At 61.9% G+C, this 19,429-nt stretch carries 17 protein-coding genes and 2 pseudogenes; 12 read left to right on the forward strand and 7 right to left on the reverse strand.

Features of this window, described 5'->3' with window-relative positions:
- Positions 1–80 precede the first annotated feature (80 nt).
- Positions 81–443, forward strand: a pseudogene (locus P7F60_RS29805) (LysR substrate-binding domain-containing protein); the annotation flags it as partial.
- 217 nt (positions 444–660) lie between these two features.
- Here the strand turns inward: P7F60_RS29805 and P7F60_RS29810 are convergent.
- From P7F60_RS29810 to P7F60_RS29820, 3 genes are read right to left on the reverse strand one after another with little or no spacing between them, the layout of a single operon-like run.
- A complete protein-coding gene (locus tag P7F60_RS29810; RefSeq protein ID WP_050746443.1) occupies positions 661–2,034 on the reverse strand; it encodes a Dyp-type peroxidase in 1,374 nt (457 codons plus the stop codon).
- Between the two features lie 3 nt (positions 2,035–2,037).
- Positions 2,038–2,649 carry a hypothetical protein gene (locus P7F60_RS29815; RefSeq protein ID WP_035219808.1) on the reverse strand — a complete coding sequence of 204 codons (612 nt, stop codon included), beginning with the start codon at positions 2,647–2,649 and terminating at the stop codon, positions 2,038–2,040.
- 40 nt (positions 2,650–2,689) lie between these two features.
- Complete coding sequence (locus tag P7F60_RS29820; protein WP_046407435.1) at positions 2,690–3,745, reverse strand: catalase family protein; 1,056 nt, start codon at positions 3,743–3,745, stop codon at positions 2,690–2,692.
- A 188-nt stretch (positions 3,746–3,933) separates the two neighbouring features.
- Here P7F60_RS29820 and P7F60_RS29825 point away from each other — a divergent pair, with 188 nt between their 5' ends.
- The 8 genes from P7F60_RS29825 (at position 3,934) to P7F60_RS29860 (ending at position 13,349) form a co-directional block, all read left to right on the forward strand.
- Positions 3,934–4,557 carry a TetR/AcrR family transcriptional regulator gene (locus tag P7F60_RS29825; RefSeq protein WP_277921138.1) on the forward strand — a complete coding sequence of 208 codons (624 nt, stop codon included), beginning with the start codon at positions 3,934–3,936 and terminating at the stop codon, positions 4,555–4,557.
- On the forward strand, positions 4,554–5,051 hold the full coding sequence (locus tag P7F60_RS29830) for an acyl-CoA thioesterase (RefSeq protein WP_277921139.1): 498 nt from the start codon (positions 4,554–4,556) through the stop codon (positions 5,049–5,051). Before P7F60_RS29825 ends, P7F60_RS29830 begins: the two co-directional genes overlap by 4 nt.
- Positions 5,048–5,914 (forward strand): 3-hydroxyacyl-CoA dehydrogenase, encoded by an 867-nt coding sequence (locus P7F60_RS29835; RefSeq protein ID WP_046407406.1) that lies wholly within the window; start codon positions 5,048–5,050, stop codon positions 5,912–5,914. Before P7F60_RS29830 ends, P7F60_RS29835 begins: the two co-directional genes overlap by 4 nt.
- A 27-nt stretch (positions 5,915–5,941) precedes the next feature.
- Complete coding sequence (locus P7F60_RS29840; protein ID WP_035219816.1) at positions 5,942–7,708, forward strand: oleate hydratase; 1,767 nt, start codon at positions 5,942–5,944, stop codon at positions 7,706–7,708.
- Between the two features lie 41 nt (positions 7,709–7,749).
- A complete protein-coding gene (locus P7F60_RS29845; RefSeq protein ID WP_107341352.1) occupies positions 7,750–10,239 on the forward strand; it encodes a heavy metal translocating P-type ATPase in 2,490 nt (829 codons plus the stop codon).
- Between the two features lie 108 nt (positions 10,240–10,347).
- Positions 10,348–10,914, forward strand: a complete 567-nt coding sequence (locus tag P7F60_RS29850; RefSeq protein ID WP_037093117.1) for a TetR/AcrR family transcriptional regulator — start codon at positions 10,348–10,350, stop codon at positions 10,912–10,914.
- 48 nt (positions 10,915–10,962) lie between these two features.
- A complete protein-coding gene (locus P7F60_RS29855; RefSeq protein ID WP_277921140.1) occupies positions 10,963–11,925 on the forward strand; it encodes a quinone oxidoreductase in 963 nt (320 codons plus the stop codon).
- A gap of 293 nt (positions 11,926–12,218) precedes the next feature.
- Positions 12,219–13,349, forward strand: coding sequence for a DUF3800 domain-containing protein (locus tag P7F60_RS29860; RefSeq protein WP_272809171.1), 1,131 nt, complete (start codon positions 12,219–12,221; stop codon positions 13,347–13,349).
- A gap of 76 nt (positions 13,350–13,425) precedes the next feature.
- On the opposite strand, the gene P7F60_RS29865 is transcribed toward P7F60_RS29860, so the two are convergent.
- Together P7F60_RS29865 and P7F60_RS29870 are read right to left on the reverse strand one after the other, a co-directional pair.
- On the reverse strand, positions 13,426–14,112 hold the full coding sequence (locus P7F60_RS29865) for an SMC-Scp complex subunit ScpB (RefSeq protein ID WP_133037093.1): 687 nt from the start codon (positions 14,110–14,112) through the stop codon (positions 13,426–13,428).
- Positions 14,113–14,114: 2 nt separating this feature from the next.
- Entirely contained in the window at positions 14,115–15,068 is a 954-nt protein-coding gene (locus tag P7F60_RS29870; protein WP_133037094.1) for a DUF1403 family protein, read from the reverse strand.
- Between the two features lie 236 nt (positions 15,069–15,304).
- Here P7F60_RS29870 and P7F60_RS29875 point away from each other — a divergent pair, with 236 nt between their 5' ends.
- The 3 genes from P7F60_RS29875 to P7F60_RS29885 are packed head-to-tail and all read left to right on the forward strand — an operon-like array spanning position 15,305 to position 17,048.
- Positions 15,305–15,559 (forward strand): type II toxin-antitoxin system Phd/YefM family antitoxin, encoded by a 255-nt coding sequence (locus P7F60_RS29875; RefSeq protein ID WP_277921141.1) that lies wholly within the window; start codon positions 15,305–15,307, stop codon positions 15,557–15,559.
- Positions 15,559–15,960: a type II toxin-antitoxin system VapC family toxin gene (locus P7F60_RS29880; RefSeq protein WP_277921142.1), complete on the forward strand. Its 402-nt coding sequence runs from the start codon at positions 15,559–15,561 to the stop codon at positions 15,958–15,960. Before P7F60_RS29875 ends, P7F60_RS29880 begins: the two co-directional genes overlap by 1 nt.
- Complete coding sequence (locus P7F60_RS29885) at positions 15,948–17,048, forward strand: site-specific integrase (protein WP_277921143.1); 1,101 nt, start codon at positions 15,948–15,950, stop codon at positions 17,046–17,048. The genes P7F60_RS29880 and P7F60_RS29885 overlap by 13 nt, the downstream gene beginning before the upstream one ends.
- A gap of 322 nt (positions 17,049–17,370) precedes the next feature.
- Here the strand turns inward: P7F60_RS29885 and P7F60_RS29890 are convergent, their stop codons facing one another.
- Both P7F60_RS29890 and P7F60_RS29895 read right to left on the reverse strand, forming a co-directional pair.
- A complete protein-coding gene (locus tag P7F60_RS29890) occupies positions 17,371–18,966 on the reverse strand; it encodes a bifunctional aspartate transaminase/aspartate 4-decarboxylase (RefSeq protein WP_277921144.1) in 1,596 nt (531 codons plus the stop codon).
- A gap of 18 nt (positions 18,967–18,984) precedes the next feature.
- Positions 18,985–19,338, reverse strand: a pseudogene (locus P7F60_RS29895) (aspartate-alanine antiporter); the annotation flags it as partial.
- Between the last annotated feature and the right edge of the window lie 91 nt (positions 19,339–19,429).

The following is a 19,429-nucleotide window of genomic DNA, read 5'->3' on the forward strand; positions in this document are numbered from 1 at the left end:
GATTTCCGGCCTGCCATGACGGGCAAGTGCCTCCTCCACCGCCTCGATGCAGAAGGCTGCTTCCATCGTGATCGACAGGCTCTCCTGAAGATCTGGGAGATCACTGGGCGGTCAATTATGCTTCTCCGACCAGCGGCCGTGTTGAGGATTGGGAGTGGCTGGAGCAAGGGAAGCTGCATCGGGTTCCGTTGCGCGGGCGGGTCACTGTCAACAGCGCCGAGGCCTACATCGCCTGTTGCCTCGCAGGCCTCGGCATGATCCAGATCCCAGCCTATGACGTGAAACAGCATCTTGAGGCGGGAGAATTGGTCGAGGTGATGCCCGGCCATCGAGCCGAGCTGATGCCTATGACGTTACTCTATCCCCACCGCCAGCACCTTTCACACCGGCTGCAGGTATTTGCCGATTGGCTTGAGACGCTGCTGAAGGACAAGCTCTTATGAAGAGCAAAAGCCACCCGGGATCCGAAACGCCTGCGCTCAAGCGGTCCGGATGACCGAAGCGTCCTCGCCGATCATGCGTTAGAGGCAGTTTTTGCAGACGTCAGGATTACCGATCGGGCCAGACGCGACTGGCAAAGATCATGGTGAGGCCGAACGCAGCGATCCTGATGAATTGCACGTTCATCTTCACAAAGGCCAACGACTGACCGGCGGGTTCCTAACCCCAGCTCCCGGCCGCCAGCCATTTGAGCGCGGACAGGCTTGGCATGAACAGATATTCGCCGCCCTTCATGACATTGAAAGTCTGCACACCGTCGATGCGCTTGCGCGCCGGCGCCTGCGGGATCGTGAACCGGCCATCATCCTCATGCAGGCCAACGATCGGATCGCGCTCTTCGCCAAGGTCGACGAAATTGCCTCGGTTGATCCACTCCTGCTGCATGAACTCGATCGTGTCGTAGGCACGCGCGCTGATGAAGATGAAGAACAGGCCGCGATCGCCGTTGGCATCGTCCTCAGGCCCCACATCCTCGGAATAAACCGGCCCGAAGGTCGAGGAACGGCGAATGATGCGGTGGATGTTGACGTCGGTGAGCAGCGTCAACTCGGAATCGCGGGGATTGAGCCGTCGCATATGGCAGCCGAGCGGCACGACGCGGCCTTTGGGATCGTCCTTGAAGGTGAAGTCGTTGTTGCGCTGCGGATCGGCGCCGAGGTCGGGATCGTCGTGATCGTGCGCCAGCGTCAAGGGTGCGCCGGAGCGCCAGCGCCCGAACATCTTGGCGGCAAGGCGCTCGCGTTCCTCCGGCGTGTCGCCATGTGCCTTGAGGAAGGCGTTGAAGCAACCGACCCGGCTGTTATACTTGCGCATTACGACGAAGGTGCCGTTCCTTCCGAGAACCGCAGGCTCGGGCATGCCGAGCGGCTGGCCGTTCTCGCTCTCATAGCCGAGGATGAATTCGCCGGCCTTGATCGGCCGCTCCTCGCCTGGCAGCGGATCAACGCCGCTGCCCTCCACTGCGGGCTGGGAGATCGAATCCCGGAAACCGAACGGGTTTTTCGCGCCGTCCGGCGCGCCGAAGCGGTGCTCGCCGAGCAAGGTGACGCCGCTGCTCCGGTCGAGTTCGGTGCGCGCCGTCGCCAGCGCCTTGTCGAGCGCATCATCGTCGACCGCGTAGATGGTCAGCGCGAGATGGCAGTTGCCCGGCTTGAACACGTCTTCCCAGTTTTCCGGCGCGTTGGGTCCGAAGTCGCGAAGCTGCTCCGCGCGTGCGGCCATGCCCTGCTGGAACGGGAGCGGAAAGGTCTTGAGCTGGGCGTCGGGAACGCCGAGCGCCTTCAGACCCTCGAAGCTGAGCGCAGCGCCGATCCAGAAATCGAGATCCTCGCTCCAATTGTCGGCCGAAGCGATATGCGGTGCCAGCCGGCCGAGAAGATTGCGGGCTCCCGCTGCCTCGTCGAAATGGAGCATGGCGTGAACGCCGACATAGGGTTCCGGCCGGCTTCTGAGGATCAGCGCCTGGATGTCCTGCAGGTCGAGCGTGACGCTATCCCGCGAGAAGTGCTCTTTTAGTTTCTGAAGGATCGCCATGGCTCAGCCCACCTTGTCCAGGAATTCGTTGACGGCATGTTCGAGCCGTTGGAGCCGGCGCACATCGACGACGGTGACCTGCGGATTGGCGACGAACCAGCCGGCGGCGGTGATCTGATGCTCGGCGATGAAGTCCTTGACCTCGGGGCTGGCGATGCCCGGCCAACCCTCGACCGAGGCGAAGATCAGGTCCATCAGATCGGGGATCTTGGTGGCGAAGTCGTTGATATAGGTGTCCCAGTCGCCGTCATAGGCGGTGGCGAACAGGATGCGGGTGTCGTTGTCGAAGAACACGAACCGCATGTTGTGCAGCGTGCCGACCTTCTGCGCCCCGTCGAAATTGCCGTTCACCAGCCCGAATATGCGTTTCAGCCGATCCGCGCCGCCGGGCTTGAGGTTGGCGATGGCGGTGAGCTCGGAGACATTGCCGGACTGCGCGCCGACGCGACCGGCCGAGCCGGCTGTGCCCTTGAGGTCGGGATTATGCTTCGTCACCATCTGCTCGAGGGCGAGCTTGGCGAGCTGTGGCGCATCGCCAACCACTTCCTCGATGCGGCGGCGGATGGCCTGCAAGCGGGTTTCATCGATCTGCGGGGTTTCTTCGGTCTCGGCCATGGCTGGCCTCCTTTCGTGATTGCGTGTGACGATCGGATCGTCAGTCCGGAATGACGTCGATGCTCGCCGGCTCGACGCGCGGTTGCGCGTTCATTTCGTGGCGGTAGCGGGTGGATCGTTCATAGGCGGCGATGCGCACGCGCATGATCGAGCCGAGTGGCTGATGATCGCGGATACCGTGCCAGGGATTGAACGACAGCACATCATCGCCGTAGACGCGCCGCGCCGGCGAATAGGCCTCCTGTGGCGGGATGCGCAGGGTCGCGATCGGCTGGTGCGGCGAAAGGTCTTCCGGCCAGAGCACGGCGGCGTCCTCGACCGGCATCCTGTCGAGATCGGCACAGAGCTGAGCACGGAGCTGATACTCTGCGCCTTGCTCGCGGAAATGTTCAACCACCAGATCGCGCATGGTGGAATCCTCAACCGCGCCGACATCCTTGCCGGTCAGTGCACGGACGTTGTCGGAGAACGGCGCGGCACTGATCTTGGCGATATGGTCGCCGAAGCGGATCGCCGCCATCGAATGATAGGTTTCGCCCAGCAGATGGTTATTGTCGCGAGCGAGCCCGCGCAGCGTGGCGCCGGGCTCGACGCCGACCGCTTCGACTGCCGCCTCCACGCCGCGCGCGACCCCAGCCATCGCTCGCTGGAGAAAGGCCGGGTTCTGGGCATTCTTCTCCAGAAGGCTGATGAGCTGGCGATATTTACCGATCGTGCCGAAGCTCAAGGTCGGGATGTTGACGAGCAGGAAATCCTGGTTGTGGCCCTGGTCTTCGGGGAGAAGCCGCTCGCCATCGACACCGATCACCTTGATCGCCATGCCACGCGGCGCGGGAATGGTATCGGAGTGGATGTCGCCCGGCGCCGAAGAGAGGCGGATCACCACCGGATAGTTGGCGGGTCGGGCGAACAAGCCCTGGCGCAGATGCGAGGGCAGTTCGTGAACGATCAGTTCGCCCTTCAGGAACCCATGGCTTTTGGCATGGGCGTCGCGCACGGCGTGGCGATGACGCTCGAAGGCCCGCCGGTTGGTGGTGGCCATGATCTCGAGGATCTCGGCGGTCAGCCGCTCCTCGTCCTCGCCGAGAACCTCCACGTCCGGGGAATAGCCAATGTAGGTTTGAGCCAAGAGCGCTCCTTCACACTGAGATTTCGTTGCCCAGGAACGATTTCGGGTCGAAATCGCCGTTGATTGCGGATATCAGTTGATATCTGGTTTCACTGAGAACGCGGAACCTCCGAAAAGGTTTCGCACGTCTCGCCCGTTGGTTGGAGAACGAACCCATGCCGCTTACGCGCAAGGACACGCAGCGCCAGACGCGGGACCGGCTGATCGCGGCCGCGCATTCCTCGATTATCGAGGAGGGGGTCGCTGCCATGTCGATTCGCAACATCTGCAGCGCCGCAGGGCATTCGCAGGGCGCCTTCTACTCGAACTTCGCCAGCAAGGATGATCTGCTGGTCGAGATCCTGCAAAGCCATATCCAGGACGAGGTCACACTGCTTCGCGACCTGGTCGCGCACTGCTCCGGCGACGATATCGAGGCGACGCTGCAGGTGCTGGCCGCGCGGCTCGCGAAGTTGGCCGACGAGGCACAATGGTCACTGCTCTCGATCGAATTGCAGCTCCATGCCCGGCGCGATCCGGCTTTCGCCGAGCGGCACCGGGAGGGCAAGGCGGCCTGCTATCGGATGTTCGGTGAGCTCGTCGCCGATCTGACGCAACGCTTCGCACTTCGTCCGGCCTTGCCGCCGATGCACACCGGTATCGGTCTTTACGCGCTCTGGATGGGACTGGCGGTGCAGGGCGATGTCGAAGGCGCCATGCCGCGCGACGAGATGCTCGTCGGCTTCTTCCGCGCCATGGCAGGACTGGGTTCGTCGCATGAGGAGCAGGCGTATTCGTGAGCGGGATCGTTTCAGATCGTCGACGCATCGGCTGCGATGAGCACGGACACCCACTCGTCGGCGAGGTGGATGAGCATCGGCGCTTCCATATCCGCTTCCGCGCCCGGGACGCCGACATCGACGAACTCGGCCATGTCAACAATGCGGTCTGGGTGACCTGGATTCAGGATGCGTCGGTGGCGCATTGGCTGACGGCCGCGCGGCCGCAGGATCGCGACCGGTTCGTCGCGGTCGTGCTGCGCCATGAGGTGGACTATCGCGGCAATGTCCGGGCGGGAGACGAGGTCAGTGCGATCACCTGGGTCGTCCGAGCGCCGCGGGGTGCCCGCTATGCACGATGTGTCGAATTCCATGCCGAAGACGGCCGGACGATCGTCGCCTCGCTGACCCAATTGGCCCTGGTCGATCGGGAAACCGGCAAGCTGGCCCGCGTCCCGGTGGAGGTGGCGGCTCCGTTTCTAAGTGACGATACCGCGCAGAAGGAAATTGGATGAGCGATATCAGGAAAGTGGCGGTTCTCGGCACGGGAGTCCTCGGGAGCCAGATCGCCTTCCAGACGGCCTATAGCGGCTTCGATGTTGTCGCCTACGACATCAGCGAGGAAGCGCTCGAACAGGCGCGCGCACGGCTGGCGGCGCTCGTCGAAACCTACACGAACGAGGTGTCGGGCGCGGCTGGCGGCAAGGCGGCCGGGGCGCTCAAGCGGATCGCTCTACTGAGCGATCTCGGCGCGGCCGTCGCGGACGCGGACCTCGTGATCGAAGCGGTTCCGGAGGTTCTTTCGATCAAGCAGGCGCTCTACGAGAAACTGGCGGGGCTCGCGCCGGACAGGACGATCTTCGCCACCAATAGCTCGACCCTGCTGCCGAGCGACCTGAAGGCTTACACCGGCCGACCGGACCGGTTTCTGGCGCTGCACTTCGCCAACAGCATCTGGAAGTTCAACACCGCCGAGGTGATGGGCACGGACGACACCGATCCGGCCGTGTTCGATGCCCTGATCGCCTTCGCCTCCGCCATCGGCATGGTGCCGATCCCGGTGCGCAAGGAGAAAGCGGGTTACGTCCTCAATTCGCTTTTGGTGCCGCTCCTGAACGCGGCCGCCGATCTGGCGGCCGGCGGCTATGCCGAGCCGGAAGATGTCGACAAGGTCTGGCGGATCGCCACCGGCGCGCCGATGGGGCCGTTCCAGATCTACGACATCATCGGATTGAACACCCCCTACAACATCCTCTCGCATGGCGACGAGCATGCTCAGTCGCTCGCCGCCTGGCTGAAGGAAAACTACATCGACAAGGGCAGGCTCGGCATCGCCTCGGGCGAAGGCTTCTACAGCTACAAGCCCTCCGCAGACTGATCCCAACAAGAAGAACAGGAGTTCGCCATGCACTATAGCAGCGGAAACTATGAAGCCTTCGTGCGTCCCCGCAAGCCCGAGGGCGCCGACAAGAAGACGGCCTGGTTTGTCGGTTCGGGGCTGGCGGGGCTTGCCGGCGCGGCCTTCCTGATCCGCGACGGCGGCGTTTCCGGCGACCGCATCACCATCCTTGAAGAGCTGGAAATCCCTGGTGGCGCGCTCGATGGTCTGGACGTGCCCGAAAAGGGCTTCGTCATTCGCGGCGGCCGCGAAATGGAAGAACATTTCGAGTGCCTGTGGGACCTTTATCGCTCGATCCCCTCGCTGGAGATCGAGGACGCCAGCGTGCTCGACGAGTTCTACCGGCTCAACAAGGACGATCCCAACTTTTCGCTCCAGCGCACGACGCAGAACCAGGGCCAGGACGTGCCCGACAAAGCGCTGTTGACGCTAAACGACAAGGCCCAGAAGGACCTGCTCTCGGTCTTCCTCGCGACGCGCGAGGAGATGGAGAACAAGCGTATCAACGAGGTCTTCGGCGAAGACTTCCTCAAAAGCAATTTCTGGCTCTACTGGCGCACCATGTTCGCCTTCGAGGAATGGCATTCCGCGCTGGAGATGAAGCTCTACCTGCACCGCTTCATCCATCATATCGGCAGTCTCGCCGACTTCTCCTCGCTCAAGTTCAACCGCTATAACCAGTATGAATCGATGGTCCTGCCGCTGGTGAAGTGGCTGACCGATCACGGCGTCACGTTCCGCTACGGCGTCGAGGTCACCGATGTCGATTTCGACATCCAGCCCGGCCGCAAGCAAGCGACCCGCATTCACTGGAAAGAGCGCGGCGTCGAAGGCGGCGTCGATCTCGGGCCAGACGATCTCGTCTTCATCACGATCGGCTCGCTGACCGAGAATTCCGACAATGGCGACCACAGGACGCCGGCGAAGCTCAATGAAGGACCGGCGCCGGCCTGGGACCTGTGGCGCCGCATCGCCGCGAAGGATCCGGCCTTCGGCCGCCCCGACGTGTTCGGCGCCCATATCCCGGAGACGAAATGGGCCTCCGCCTCCATCACTGCCCTCGACGCCCGCATTCCGGCCTATGTCGAGAAGATCACCAAGCGGAACCCCTTTACCGGCAAGATCGTCTCCGCCGGTATCGTCACGGTGAAGGACTCGGCGTGGCTGCTGAGCTGGACGGTTCATCGCCAGCCGCATTTCAAGAAGCAGCCCAAAGATCAGATGATCGCCTGGTTCTACGCGCTCTTTGTCGATTGCCCCGGCGACTTCGTGAAGAAGCCGATGCAGGAATGCACCGGTGAGGAGATCACCCAGGAATGGCTCTATCACCTCGGCGTGCCGGTCGAGGACATTCCCGAACTCGCGGCATCCGGCGCCAGCACCGTTCCCACGATGATGCCCTATATTACCGCCTTCTTCATGCCGCGCCAGGCGGGTGACCGGCCGGACGTGGTGCCGGAGGGCGCGGTCAACTTCGCCTTCATCGGCCAGTTCGCGGAATCGAAGCAGCGGGACTGCATCTTCACCACGGAATATTCGGTGAGAACCCCGATGGAGGCCGTCTACACGCTGATGAATGTCGAGCGCGGCGTGCCGGAGGTCTTCAACTCGACCTATGATATTCGTACACTTCTTGCTGCGATCGGTCCGCTGCGGGACGGCAAGGGCATCGATCTTCCCGGACCGGCCTTCCTGCGCAAGCTGCTGATGAAGAAGCTCGAAGGCACGGAGATCGCCAAGCTGCTCGAAGAGTTCCATCTGATCGAGGAGTGAACAAAGACCGGAAGGCACGCGCGGCGTGTGAAAGGTGATGAATGGCCGACGACGATCAGAAGAGCGAACGCGCCGCCGAGGTGACTGGGGCGCACGGCCATCATCACCATCATGAGCCGGACGGCGAAACGCCGTCCGGTCACGTCGACCATGATCCGGTCTGTGGCATGGTGGTCGATCCCGCCAGGACCGCTCACAAGGCTGAGTATGAAGGCGAGCGTTACGCCTTCTGCTCGGCCGGCTGTAAGGCGAAGTTCGACGCCGACCCCGTGCATTATGCAGCACGGGTAGCGCATGCCGAGCCGCACCATGAGGGTGCTGCTACCCATGGCGATCATTCCCACCCTAGCCACACCCATAGACTTGATCGCCATGAGCATCACCCCGTTGCGGCGTTAACGGCAGCCGTAACGGAGGGCACGATCTGGACCTGCCCGATGCATCCGGAAATCCGCCGGGACGCGCCGGGCAGTTGTCCGATCTGCGGCATGGCGCTGGAGCCGCTGATCGCGGCGGCGGATGCCGGACCCAGTCCCGAACTTGCCGATATGACCCGGCGCTTCTGGATCGGCCTCGCGCTCGCCTTGCCCGTGTTCCTGCTGGAGATGGGCGGCCACCTGATCCCGGCGCTGCACCATCTGGTGCCGATGCACATCTCGATCTGGATCCAGTTCGCCCTGGCGACGCCGGTGGTGCTGTGGGCCGGATGGCCGTTCTTCGCGCGTGGCTGGGCGTCGATCGTCAACCGCAGCCTCAACATGTTCACGCTGATCGCGATGGGGACCGGCGTCGCCTGGGGATACAGCATCGTCGCGACATTCGCGCCGCAGCTCTTCCCGCAGGCTTTCCGTGACGCTGATGGCGCGGTCGCGGTCTATTATGAGGCGGCCGCCGTCATCACCGTGCTGGTGCTGCTTGGTCAGGTTATGGAGTTGCGCGCCCGGGAACAGACGTCCGGCGCGATCCGCGCGCTTCTCAATCTCGCGCCGAAGACCGCACGACGCATCGGGGCAGACGGTGTGGAAGAAGATGTGCCGGTCGAGGCGATTGCGATCGGCGAGCGGCTCAGGGTCCGGCCCGGGGAAACCGTGCCGGTGGATGGCGTGGTCGAGCAGGGGCGCTCATCGATCGATGAATCGATGGTGACCGGCGAATCCATGCCGGTGACGCGCGTAGTCGGCGAAGCGGTCGTAGGAGGGACGCTGAATCAGACCGGCGCGCTCGTCATCCGGGCGGAAAAAGTCGGGCGCGACACGATGCTGGCTCGCATCGTCCAGATGGTCGCGGATGCCCAGCGCTCGCGTGCGCCGATCCAGCGCATGGCTGATCAGGTGTCGGGCTGGTTCGTGCCGGTCGTCATCGCCGTAGCGCTGCTCGCCTTCGCGGCCTGGGGTGTATGGGGGCTAGAGCCGCGTCTGGCGCATGGCCTGATCGCGGCCGTTTCCGTGCTGATCATTGCCTGCCCCTGCGCGCTCGGGCTTGCGACGCCGATGTCGATCATGGTCGGTATCGGCAAGGGGGCGGCCGCCGGCGTTCTGATCAAGAACGCGGAGGCGCTCGAGCGGATGGAGAAGATCGATACTCTGGTGATCGACAAGACCGGGACGCTTACCGAAGGCAAACCGGCGGTGACCCGGATCGTCGCGGCGCCGGGATTTGTCGAGGAGATCATCCTGCGGCTGGCGGCAGGTGTTGAAAAAGCCTCGGAGCATCCGCTTGCGCGCGCGATCGTGGCGGCTGCCGAGGAACGAAAGATCGCCATCCCCGATGTCGCCGATTTCGACTCGCCGACCGGTAAGGGCGCGGTCGGCGTGATCGAGGGACGGCAAGTGGTGCTCGGCAGCACCGCCTTTCTCGCCGAGCATGGGATCGATACGGCGTCGCTCGCCGGGCAGGCGGATGAGTTGCGCCGCGACGGTGCGACGGCGATCTATATCGGGATAGGCAATGCCATCGGCGGCATCTTCGCCATCGCCGACCCGATCAAGGCGACCACGCCTGAGGCACTGAAGGCCCTGCATGCCGAAGGCATCCGCATCGTCATGCTGACCGGCGACAATCGCACCACGGCCGAAGCCGTCGCCAGAAAGCTCGGCATTGATGAGGTCGAGGCCGATGTGCTGCCGGACCAGAAGGCGGCGGTGGTAGAGCGCCTGAAGGCGCAGGGCAAGGTGGTGGCCATGGCGGGTGACGGCGTAAATGACGCGCCGGCGCTCGCCGCCGCTGATGTCGGCATAGCCATGGGATCAGGGACCGACGTTGCCATCGAGAGCGCGGGGGTAACGCTGCTCAAGGGCGATCTCACCGGCATTGTCCGCGCGCGACGCCTGTCGCAGGCGACGATGGCCAACATCCGCCAGAACCTCGCCTTCGCTTTCATCTACAATGCGGCAGGCGTGCCGATCGCGGCGGGGGCGCTCTATCCCACGTTTGGACTGCTGCTGTCGCCGATCATCGCTGCGGCGGCGATGGCGCTGTCGTCCGTCAGCGTCATTGGCAATTCGCTGCGATTGCGCGCCTTGAAGATCTGACGATCGGGCGATCCTCACCTAACGGCCACTGCCACCCGCAAATTGTGCTGAAAGCAAAACCGAGCCGCCAAACTTGAATGATCGTTCCAGAATCGCTATACATGGCTTATGGCAAGACCTCGAGAATTCGATACGGATGCTGCCCTGGACGGTGCGATCGCCGTGTTCAGCGAGCATGGGTATGAGGGCAGTTCGGCGCAGATGCTCGTGGACGCCATGGGCATCGGGCGGCAGAGCCTCTACGCGGCCTTCGGCGACAAGTGGCAGCTCTATTGCGCGGCGGTGCGGCGCTACGGCATGGGCGAATGCGCGGCGCATTTCGAGGCGCTTCGCAGCGGCGCGCGCGCCATCGACGGGATTGCCGCCATGCTGCGCCATGTCGTGGAGACAGCGTACACGCCCTGTCTCGGCGTCGGCTCGACCTGCGAGTTCGGTGCCTCGCGGCCGGACCTGGTCGATATCCATGCGGCACTGGGCAGGACATTGCACATGGCCATCGTCGCCCGCATGCGCGACGCGCAGCGTGAGGGCGATGTTGCAGCCAGCCTCGATCCCGAGGCTCTCGCGCAATTCCTGATCGCCAATATCGCCGGGATCCGCGTCGCCGGGCGTGGCGGCGCCGACCGATCAACCCTGGCTGCCCTGCAGGAGATGGTCATGCGCGCGCTGCGCTGACCCCTTTTTGACCGATTGCGGAACGATCATTCAAGATAGGAGAAAGACATGCGAGCAGTAGTGATGACCGCGACCGGTGGCCGCGAGGTGCTGGAGCAGATCGAGCGACCGGAGCCTGTCGCCGGGCCGGGCGAGGCGCTGGTCGAGATCGCGGTTGCCGGGGTCAACTTCATGGATATCGGCGTGCGTCAGGGGATTGCCTGGACTGACATGCCCAATCCCAAGATCCTGGGCGTCGAAGGCGTCGGTCGAGTTCTGGCAGTCGGCGAAGGCGTCGAGGCTGTTCAGCCCGGCCAGCGTGTCGCCTGGGTCTATGCGCCCGGCAGTTATGCTGAGCGGATCGCGATCCCGGCAACGTCGCTGGTGCCGGTTCCCGATGCGGTCGACGATCGAACGGCGGCCTCGATCATGATGCAGGGGCTGACCGCCAGCCATTTCGCGACCGACTTCTATCCGGTGCAGCCCGGTGATGTTGCCTTCGTTCACGCTGCGGCAGGAGGTGTCGGCCTGCTCCTGACCCAGATCATCAAGTTGCGCGGTGGCCGGGTGATCGGTCGGGTTTCATCTGAGGACAAGGTCGCCGTCGCCCGGGAAGTGGGCGCAGACCATGTCATTGTCGACACGGAAGGGCGATTTGCCGAAGAGGCGCTGCGCCTGACCGATGGAGAGGGCGTCCATGTCGTCTATGACGGATCGGGACCGACGACGTTTCAGGGGTCGCTCGACGTTCTACGCCGCTCTGGCACCTTTTGCTGGTATGGCCCGGTGCTGGGCGGTCCGGGGCCACTCGATATAGGCCGGAGAGATGTCAGCCTCAAACTGGCGATACCGTCATGCCAAGGAGGCCGTGTCAGAGTTCGTCGCACTCCGCAACACCTTCCGGGTGCAGATGGAGCACGCCGCAGATCCCGAGTTTCGTCGGAAGAATCCGTATCTTCGCCAAGACACTTTTTCGCGGCTCGACCACATTCTCGAATGGGATCACCGGATCGAGAACCCCCAGCAGCGTAAGGATGTCATGACGATGTTCAAGGGAGGAGACTACAGCCTTGTCCTAACTTGGCCGGGACAGCAAGTCGAGACCTTTTGATACGCTTGTAGCAGATGTTCTAGACTCTACTGAGGAAGTATTCACGGATTTCACCGCACTCGTAGAAGGTGACGGCACCCTGTATCTTCTGCGCCGTGATCGCCATGGCAACCCGAAGATCAAAAACGACCCGTTGCAAAAACCGGAGATTGGACGTTGTCTTTTGACTACGGTGTCGCCACTGCCGCGGTACGACTAAACCCTGGGACAAGCCATGTACTACTACATCGATGAAAGCGGAAATACCGGTCTTAACCTATTCGACGCAAACCAACCCAAGCTGTTCTATGGAGTGCTCGGCTGCTCGGCCAATCTTGATGTTATTGCTGAACCCTTGCTGACAGAGCTCAGGAAGGAACTGGGCGTCAGGCGTATCCACGCCGCCGAACTCGGTGTAGGGCGCCTTATCCCGATAGCAAAACGGATCGCAGACTTCAGCAAGAAACACGACCTGCGATTCTCTCTGCTCAAGGTTACCAAAGAAGATCACGCGGTGATCAGCTTCTATGACCAGGTGTTCGACTCCGAAATGAACAAGGCCGTGTCTTGGCATCACTACTTCACTCCCCTTCGTTACCCAATGCTAATGAAGGTCGCATTCCTCTTCGATGACCAACTGAGGAAAGACGCTTGGGCAGCGCGTAGGGAAACCAATTCGGCGAAGAGCGCGTCCGCGTTGGTTACAATCTGCAATGCTCTGCTTTCTCGTGTCGATCGGCTTCCCGACGCACGCTCCCGAGAACTTGTTTCAGGCGCATTGAAGTGGGCAGCGGCGAACCCGTTCGAGATCGAGTATGGCGTTGGCAACAAGGACACGGCCCTGCAGATTTCACCGAACCTAGTCGGCTTTCAGCAGGTTATGCAGGTCATGGCCGTGCAGTCAAACAGGAAGGGGCGCTCCATCCGCAAGATCACGGTTGATCGCCAGACCGAATTCAACAAGGCACAAGGCGAACTTGCGAGCTGGTACGAGAGCCTCCGGGCCGTCAAACATAACACCGATTTCGGTCCAGGTATGCCAAAGTTCGATTATTCGATGATGCCGGAAGTCCCACCAACATTTACGCCCGGCGATGAAAGCGCCGGATTGGAATTGGTGGACGTAACCCTGTGGATCACGAAACGTCTGGAGGAAAAAAAGGATGTTCCCACCCAGCTCAGGCACCTGTTTGCCAGCCAGACCAAGCGCGGACTGATCGACGAAGTTTCACTCGAGGCGATAGACAAGCGCTGGCGGCACCTTTTGTCGCTGCCAGTTCCTGACAAGCCCATTCATGGCGATCTCGAAAGACACTTCGAGGAAGTGGAGGAGGCAAGAAAGGCAACGGTTGCTACGCTGGGATGACCGATACTTTATCGTAAATGAAGACCACGCGCTGGCCGATATTCAGCGACGGTGGGCGGCTAGCGAACCCCTGTCGCTACGGTTCGACGTCATCGGCGTCCGGAAATTCACGGTCGGGAGCAGCAGCCGTTCGGCTGAGCAGCCCGGCATCCTCCAGCGCCTCGATGTCGGGCAGATCGCGCAGCGTCTCCATGCCGAAAGCGATGAGGAAGTGTTTGGTCGTAACGTAGGTATAGGGCGCGCCCGGCGTCGGGCTGCGCGGGCCGGAGGCGAGAAAGTTGGCATTGCGCAGGCTGGCGATGGTGTCGCGGCTGACCTCCTTGCCGAAGATTTTTGACAGGTCGCCGCGGGTGATCGGCTGAAAATACGCGATCGCCACCAGCACCATCGCCTCGAAGTCGGACAGCGCCGGCGGCCCTCCCCCCGTCGACGCTTGCGACGCCCGGATCGCGGACGCGTAGGCCGGACGTGTTAGGTGCTGCCAGCCGCCGGCGACAGAGACGATGTCATAGGGCCGGCCCTTCAACTCCTCGCGCAGGTCATCGATGAGCAAATCGATGCTGCAGTCCTTGCCGACGACACGCGCCAGTGTCTCGCGGCTGACCGGTTCGGCCGCGGCAAAGATCACCGCCTCGACGCGCAGCATCCATTCCCGCCAGCGCAGCTCCGGCGGTAGATTCACCAGCTCCCGATCCAACAAGCGTTCGCTTGCGTCCTTCTTCCGAGACGTCCGTGTTTTGCCAGGTTCATCCGGCTTACCCATCGTCACAGCCCATAGATCCGGAACGCGCTGCGGCCGGACAGTTCGCGCACGCCGCCAAAGCCTTCCAGTCTCTCGAACAGCCGGGTCGCCGCCCAGCGTGAGAGATTGCTGCCGGGCGCCGAGGCTGCCACGGCGTCCTCGTTCAGCAGGGCCTCGATGACGGCGCCGGCGCCCTTCGTCCGAACCTTTGGCGCCGCGGTGCGCAGCGTCTCGGCGCGACGGGCGATCTCGCCAGCGGTGCGCAAGGCCGCGCTCGTCCCCTCGACCACAGCGAGGCAGACGGCGCGGGCGAAGGCGGCATCACCCGGGCGCACGCGGCCCCTGCCCCCAAGCGTCTTAAAGGCGGAGCCATAACGCTCGGCCATCAGCAGCGGCACGGCACAATCCCATTTCAGCAGCGCGGCGATCATCCTATCGGCGAGCATCCAAGCGAGCGGCTCGGCATCCGGCCGCACGGCATGGATGGCCGTGACCAGGTCCGCCGCGGCAAGCGGCGCCGGGCGACCGGATTGCAGCGCGTCATCGGCATAGTCGACGGCCGCGGCCAGCCGATCGTCCCAGGCCAGCCCCAACAGGTCGGCGAGCTCGGCCACCGCTTTCGAGGAAAAGGCGGGTTTTCGCGTGGAAAGCCTTTTGGTGGCCAAAAACACCTTTCCGGCTGGGCCGGGATCGTCGCCAGTTGCGGTGAGCAAAAGCGCGTCCCGCAACGCGGGCTCATTCTCGCTGCGGCCCATCAGCCGGACCGCGACGGCGGCACATTTCAGGGCCTGGCGAGAACGCCAGCAGCCGGCCCAGATGGAGGCAGAGCGGACAAGATCGTCGAGCGATTTCAAGGCGATGCCGGCGGCGAAGGCGGCAGCGAGTTCGTCCGGCTCGCGGCCACGCGGCAGGGCCCAGCCGGGCAACGCGGTCGTGAACGTCGGGGCGGCAACAGACGAGGCGACGGGCGAATCCATGGCCAACAGGTTAGACCAAATGTGCGGACAATGCCAGCATTTTGCCTTATAACCGCACGGCTTGTCTCTCCTCTATAATGATGGATAATCTTGCCTTATCGGACATAATTGCATAGGCGTTGGAATGGGCTGAGACATTGCGCAAACCTTCCCTCGCCTGCCACAGGGCGCTTTTAATCGCGGCAGACCTATCATATATATATAGCTAGACAGACTAGCCAGATTGGAACGGACGAATGGATTGGCAGCTACAGGATGCTAAGAACCAGTTCTCGAAAGTTGTTCAGAAAGCCCGCCATGAAGGGCCACAGGAGATCACGGTTCGCGGCGAACGGACTGCCGTAGTACTATCCGCACGCGATTACGATGCCCTGCGTGCTGGCCGACCCACAGTCGTTGATGCACTCCTCGGCGGCCCGGTTTGGGACGACGATCTCGTGAAGGCGGTCGAGACGCGTAGCCAAACCCCCAGCCGGGACGTTGCTTTCTGATGTACCTCGTTGACACCAACATCGTTTCAGAAGCCCGACGCGGTACTGCAGAGGCAGTGTCATGGTTGCGATCCGTCAATCCTCTGAGCGTTTACCTGAGCGCCCTGACGTTAGGTGAGGTCATGCGCGGCATTGCCCTGAAGCAGAAAGCGGACCCGCGCGCGGCAGCTCACCTCGCTGAATGGTTACGCAAACTGCGCCATGATCACCTCGACCGCATCCTGCCGGTCACCGACGAAATCGCTGTCGAATGGGGGCGCATTGCCACGATCCGTCCGCGTGGTGATGTCGATGGCCTGATCGCCGCTACCGCGATCGTCCACGACCTGATCCTCGTCACGCGCAACGTCGAGGATTTCGAAGACACGGATGCTACGGTGATCAATCCATGGGAGATGTAACCGGCGTGAACCTCGCGATATCGAAACACAATGCGCCCGGGCTTGTGTTGTCGACCGACGCTGACCTCCCCTCCCCTGTCGCGCAATCGACACCCGACTTCCCGGCACATTTACAAGATCTCGCCGATCGCGCGCGCGGCTACGTGGACGCAGCCAGTTCCGCGAACACCAGAAAAGCATATGCTTCTGACTGGAAGCACTTTTCCGCCTGGTGCCGGCGATCCAATCTCACCCCCCTCCCCCCACATCCCCGGACGGTTGGACTCTATGTGACCGCCTGCGCATCAGGCGCGGCAGAGCGGCGCGGTAAAGCGAACTCAGTATCGACGATCGAAAGGCGGTTGTCTTCCCTATCCTGGAACTATGCTCAACGCGGCCTCACCCTTGATCGCAAAGACAGGCACATAGCAACGGTAATGGCCGGGATCCGCAACAGCCATGCGAGGCCCCCTGTCCAGAAGGAAGCGGTCATGGTCGAGGATATTCTCGCCATGATCGAAACCCTCGACCGAGGCACGCTACGTGGTTTGCGCGATCGAGCCATGCTGCTGATCGGTTATGCGGGCGGACTTCGCCGCTCGGAGATCGTCGGCCTCGATCTGAAGGCTGACCAGACGGAAGACGGACGCGGCTGGATCGAAATTCTCGACAAAGGAATGCTGATCACCCTGCGAGGCAAGACAGGGTGGCGAGAGGTGGAGATCGGCCGCGGCTCATCCGACGCCACCTGCCCTGTTGCCGCAATCGAAACCTGGATAAAATTCGCCAAGCTCGCGCATGGTCCTCTCTTCCGCCGCGTTACTGCAAATGGAAAGGCTGTCGGGCCGGATCGATTGAACGACAAGGAGGTCGCGCGATTGGTGAAACGCACCGCGATGGCCGCTGGCGTTCGTGGCGATCTGAGCGAGGCCGAGCGGGCCTCCAAGTTTTCTGGCCACTCGCTACGTGCGGGCCTCGCTTCGTCTGCCGAAGTCGACGAACGATATGTGCAAAAGCAGTTGGGCCACGCTTCGGCTGAAATGACCCGCCGATATCAACGTCGTCGCGATCGCTTCCGCGTTAATTTGACCAAGGCTTCAGGTCTCTAACGAAGTCGTCCAACTTCGGCACAGTATACGATCTCAATTGTTGTACCCGGAAACAGCGGCAAGCTCATTACGTGTTTGGCCGCTCTTAGGCGGCGTTTTTCCCAACAATTCTCTTGGACACGTCTTCTATCGGGGCTAATGACTCCACGTTTCCATCGTTTCGCCGACGGCTTGATCGGATTCATTCGGGTCTTCGGTTAAGGGTCGCGTTGATGCGCTACGTCCACTGGGGGCGTCTTGAAGCCAATTCTTGTATCTGCTCCCTGATGGGGGAGCAGAGGTCGCTTCCTTGCGCGAACCCGAAGGCCCGGTGACCTTACATTCAGTCGGCTTTCTGGGTTTTCAAAAATACGGCATAATATTCATCCGCCATCTTGCGTAGCGATCGCCCGATCGCCGCATACTCGAACTCATTGAGGTTTGCCAGCGATGCGCGCCCGGACGGATGCTGGGTGCCGAAGCCTCTGCCAGGCAGAAGAACGATGCCGGTTTCATCTGCTATCCGGAACAGCAGTTCGTTGGCCGAGAACTCCTTTTTCACCCAGGCCGCAAACTTCTGGCCGTAAAGCTTGAGCGAAATCTTCTCGAGATCGAGGAGCGTGTAGTAGTCGACGGAATTCTCGTTGTCGGGCATTTCAATGCCCAGTTCAGCATAGAGCGCCGCCTGCCTGCGCCGGATGACGCCCTTGAGCGAGGTTTTGTAATTCTCGCGCTCATCCATGAGTGCAAACAAGGAGAACAGAACCATCTGCACCTGCTGAGGTGTCGAGAGACCTGCCGTGTGGTTCAGGGCTACGGTTCTGCTGTCAGCGACCAGTCGGTCGATGAACGTAAGGGATGACACATCGGTGATGATCGAGGCGTACCGTTTTTCAAGTGCGGACTTTGCGTCCCCTGGCAGTTTGGAGATGGCCGCGTCGAGAACGTTGTCATGATGAATGGCCACGGTTCCGAGCCGCCACCCGGTCGCACCAAAATACTTGGAATAGGAATACACGAGAACGGTGTTGTTCGGGCATACCGCGAAGAGCGACTTGAAGTTGTCTGCGAACGTTCCGTAGACGTCGTCTGTCAGGATGATCAGGTCCGGGCGGTCGTTTTTCACGATATCGGCGATCTTCTTGAGGCTGCGCTCATCCAGCTTCACGGACGGAGGATTGCTGGGATTGCTGCAGAAGAAAATTTTGACCGCCGGGTCCTTGAGCTTGTCGAGTTCTGAGTCTGGATACTGCCAGCCGGCGTCGGGATCGGCGTTGATGGCAACTTCCCCCAGCCCATAGGTGTCCAGCTCCGGTATTTCGATGTACGGCGTGAAGACAGGCATGCCAATGGCAACCTTGTCGCCCTTCTTCACCAGATGGTTCTGCTTCAACGAGTCGAAGAGATAGGTCATCGCGGCCGTGCCGCCCTCGGTCGCGAAGACATCCACGTCCTTGGCTGAGATGTAGCCGCCCACCATCTCTTTCATGAGGTACTGGCGGACGACCGCCTCGCTGACCTTGAGCATGCGCGGTGGTACCGGGTAGTTGCAGCCGAGGATCCCTTCCACAATCTCGTGAAGGAAGTCAGAGGCCGAAAGCCCGAGCTGGTCACGAACATAGCTGATGGCGCGGCGGAGAAAGTCCACGCCTTCCTGATCATGGTTGTCGGCGATGAAGCGTTCGAACCGCGCCTCGATGCCCTCGATACGCGGAAGCCCCCCGATTCCCTGCTGCATGTAGGAGAACGAAAGCTCCGATTCGTTGGCGGCGAAGAGGCCAAGTCTGAAGAACCCTCGTCGTGGCAGAGTTGCCAGGAAATTCGGGTTCCCACGACCCGCGTTCAGCATGACCACGTCGGTCTTGTTCGATGCAAGCTTGATGAGTTCGTCTTTCAGTTCGAACGGGCTGAGTTTGGCAAACTGGCTGTAGTCAGTCATGGCTTATCTCCGATCTCTTTAAGCAAACGCGACGACGAGAGGCCCCAGCAAGGTCAGGAAGACATTGGCAAGGGCGTAGGTGATGGCGAAAGGTGTAGTCGGAACCGAGTTTCCGGCCTTGTCGAGAATTTCCCCAAATGCGGGGTTGGCGCTGCGCGACCCCGAGAGGGCTCCGGCGAAAACGGCGACGTTGTCGTAGCGCAAAACGTATCGGCCGACGAACATGGTGATGATCAGCGGCACAATCGTTACGATGACGCCAGCCAGGAAGATGGACAGGCCGCTCTGCATGATCGTGGCGACGGCTTGCTGGCCAGATTGAAGCCCGACGACGGCGACGAAACCAGCAAGGCCCAGATCTCGAAGCAATGTCGAGGCCCCGGTCGGGCGTCACGACACGAAAGTGTTGAATCTGTCCGACTTTTGAGAACGTATGGTGATCACGCTGCGAGGATGGATGTTT

Source organism: Rhizobium sp. YJ-22 (assembly GCF_029601685.1).
Taxonomy (GTDB): domain Bacteria; phylum Pseudomonadota; class Alphaproteobacteria; order Rhizobiales; family Rhizobiaceae; genus Metarhizobium.

Coding starts and splice junctions, on each gene's coding strand:
- P7F60_RS29810 (WP_050746443.1), bottom strand. CDS start 2,034: ATGGCGATCCTTCAGAAACTAAAAGAGCACTTCTCGCGGGATAGCGTC.
- P7F60_RS29890 (WP_277921144.1), bottom strand. CDS start 18,966: ATGACTGACTACAGCCAGTTTGCCAAACTCAGCCCGTTCGAACTGAAA.
- P7F60_RS29875 (WP_277921141.1), top strand. CDS start 15,305: ATGGATTGGCAGCTACAGGATGCTAAGAACCAGTTCTCGAAAGTTGTT.
- P7F60_RS29855 (WP_277921140.1), top strand. CDS start 10,963: ATGCGAGCAGTAGTGATGACCGCGACCGGTGGCCGCGAGGTGCTGGAG.
- P7F60_RS29825 (WP_277921138.1), top strand. CDS start 3,934: ATGCCGCTTACGCGCAAGGACACGCAGCGCCAGACGCGGGACCGGCTG.
- P7F60_RS29870 (WP_133037094.1), bottom strand. CDS start 15,068: ATGGATTCGCCCGTCGCCTCGTCTGTTGCCGCCCCGACGTTCACGACC.
- P7F60_RS29835 (WP_046407406.1), top strand. CDS start 5,048: ATGAGCGATATCAGGAAAGTGGCGGTTCTCGGCACGGGAGTCCTCGGG.
- P7F60_RS29880 (WP_277921142.1), top strand. CDS start 15,559: ATGTACCTCGTTGACACCAACATCGTTTCAGAAGCCCGACGCGGTACT.
- P7F60_RS29845 (WP_107341352.1), top strand. CDS start 7,750: ATGGCCGACGACGATCAGAAGAGCGAACGCGCCGCCGAGGTGACTGGG.
- P7F60_RS29840 (WP_035219816.1), top strand. CDS start 5,942: ATGCACTATAGCAGCGGAAACTATGAAGCCTTCGTGCGTCCCCGCAAG.
- P7F60_RS29850 (WP_037093117.1), top strand. CDS start 10,348: ATGGCAAGACCTCGAGAATTCGATACGGATGCTGCCCTGGACGGTGCG.
- P7F60_RS29860 (WP_272809171.1), top strand. CDS start 12,219: ATGTACTACTACATCGATGAAAGCGGAAATACCGGTCTTAACCTATTC.
- P7F60_RS29815 (WP_035219808.1), bottom strand. CDS start 2,649: ATGGCCGAGACCGAAGAAACCCCGCAGATCGATGAAACCCGCTTGCAG.
- P7F60_RS29885 (WP_277921143.1), top strand. CDS start 15,948: ATGGGAGATGTAACCGGCGTGAACCTCGCGATATCGAAACACAATGCG.
- P7F60_RS29865 (WP_133037093.1), bottom strand. CDS start 14,112: ATGGGTAAGCCGGATGAACCTGGCAAAACACGGACGTCTCGGAAGAAG.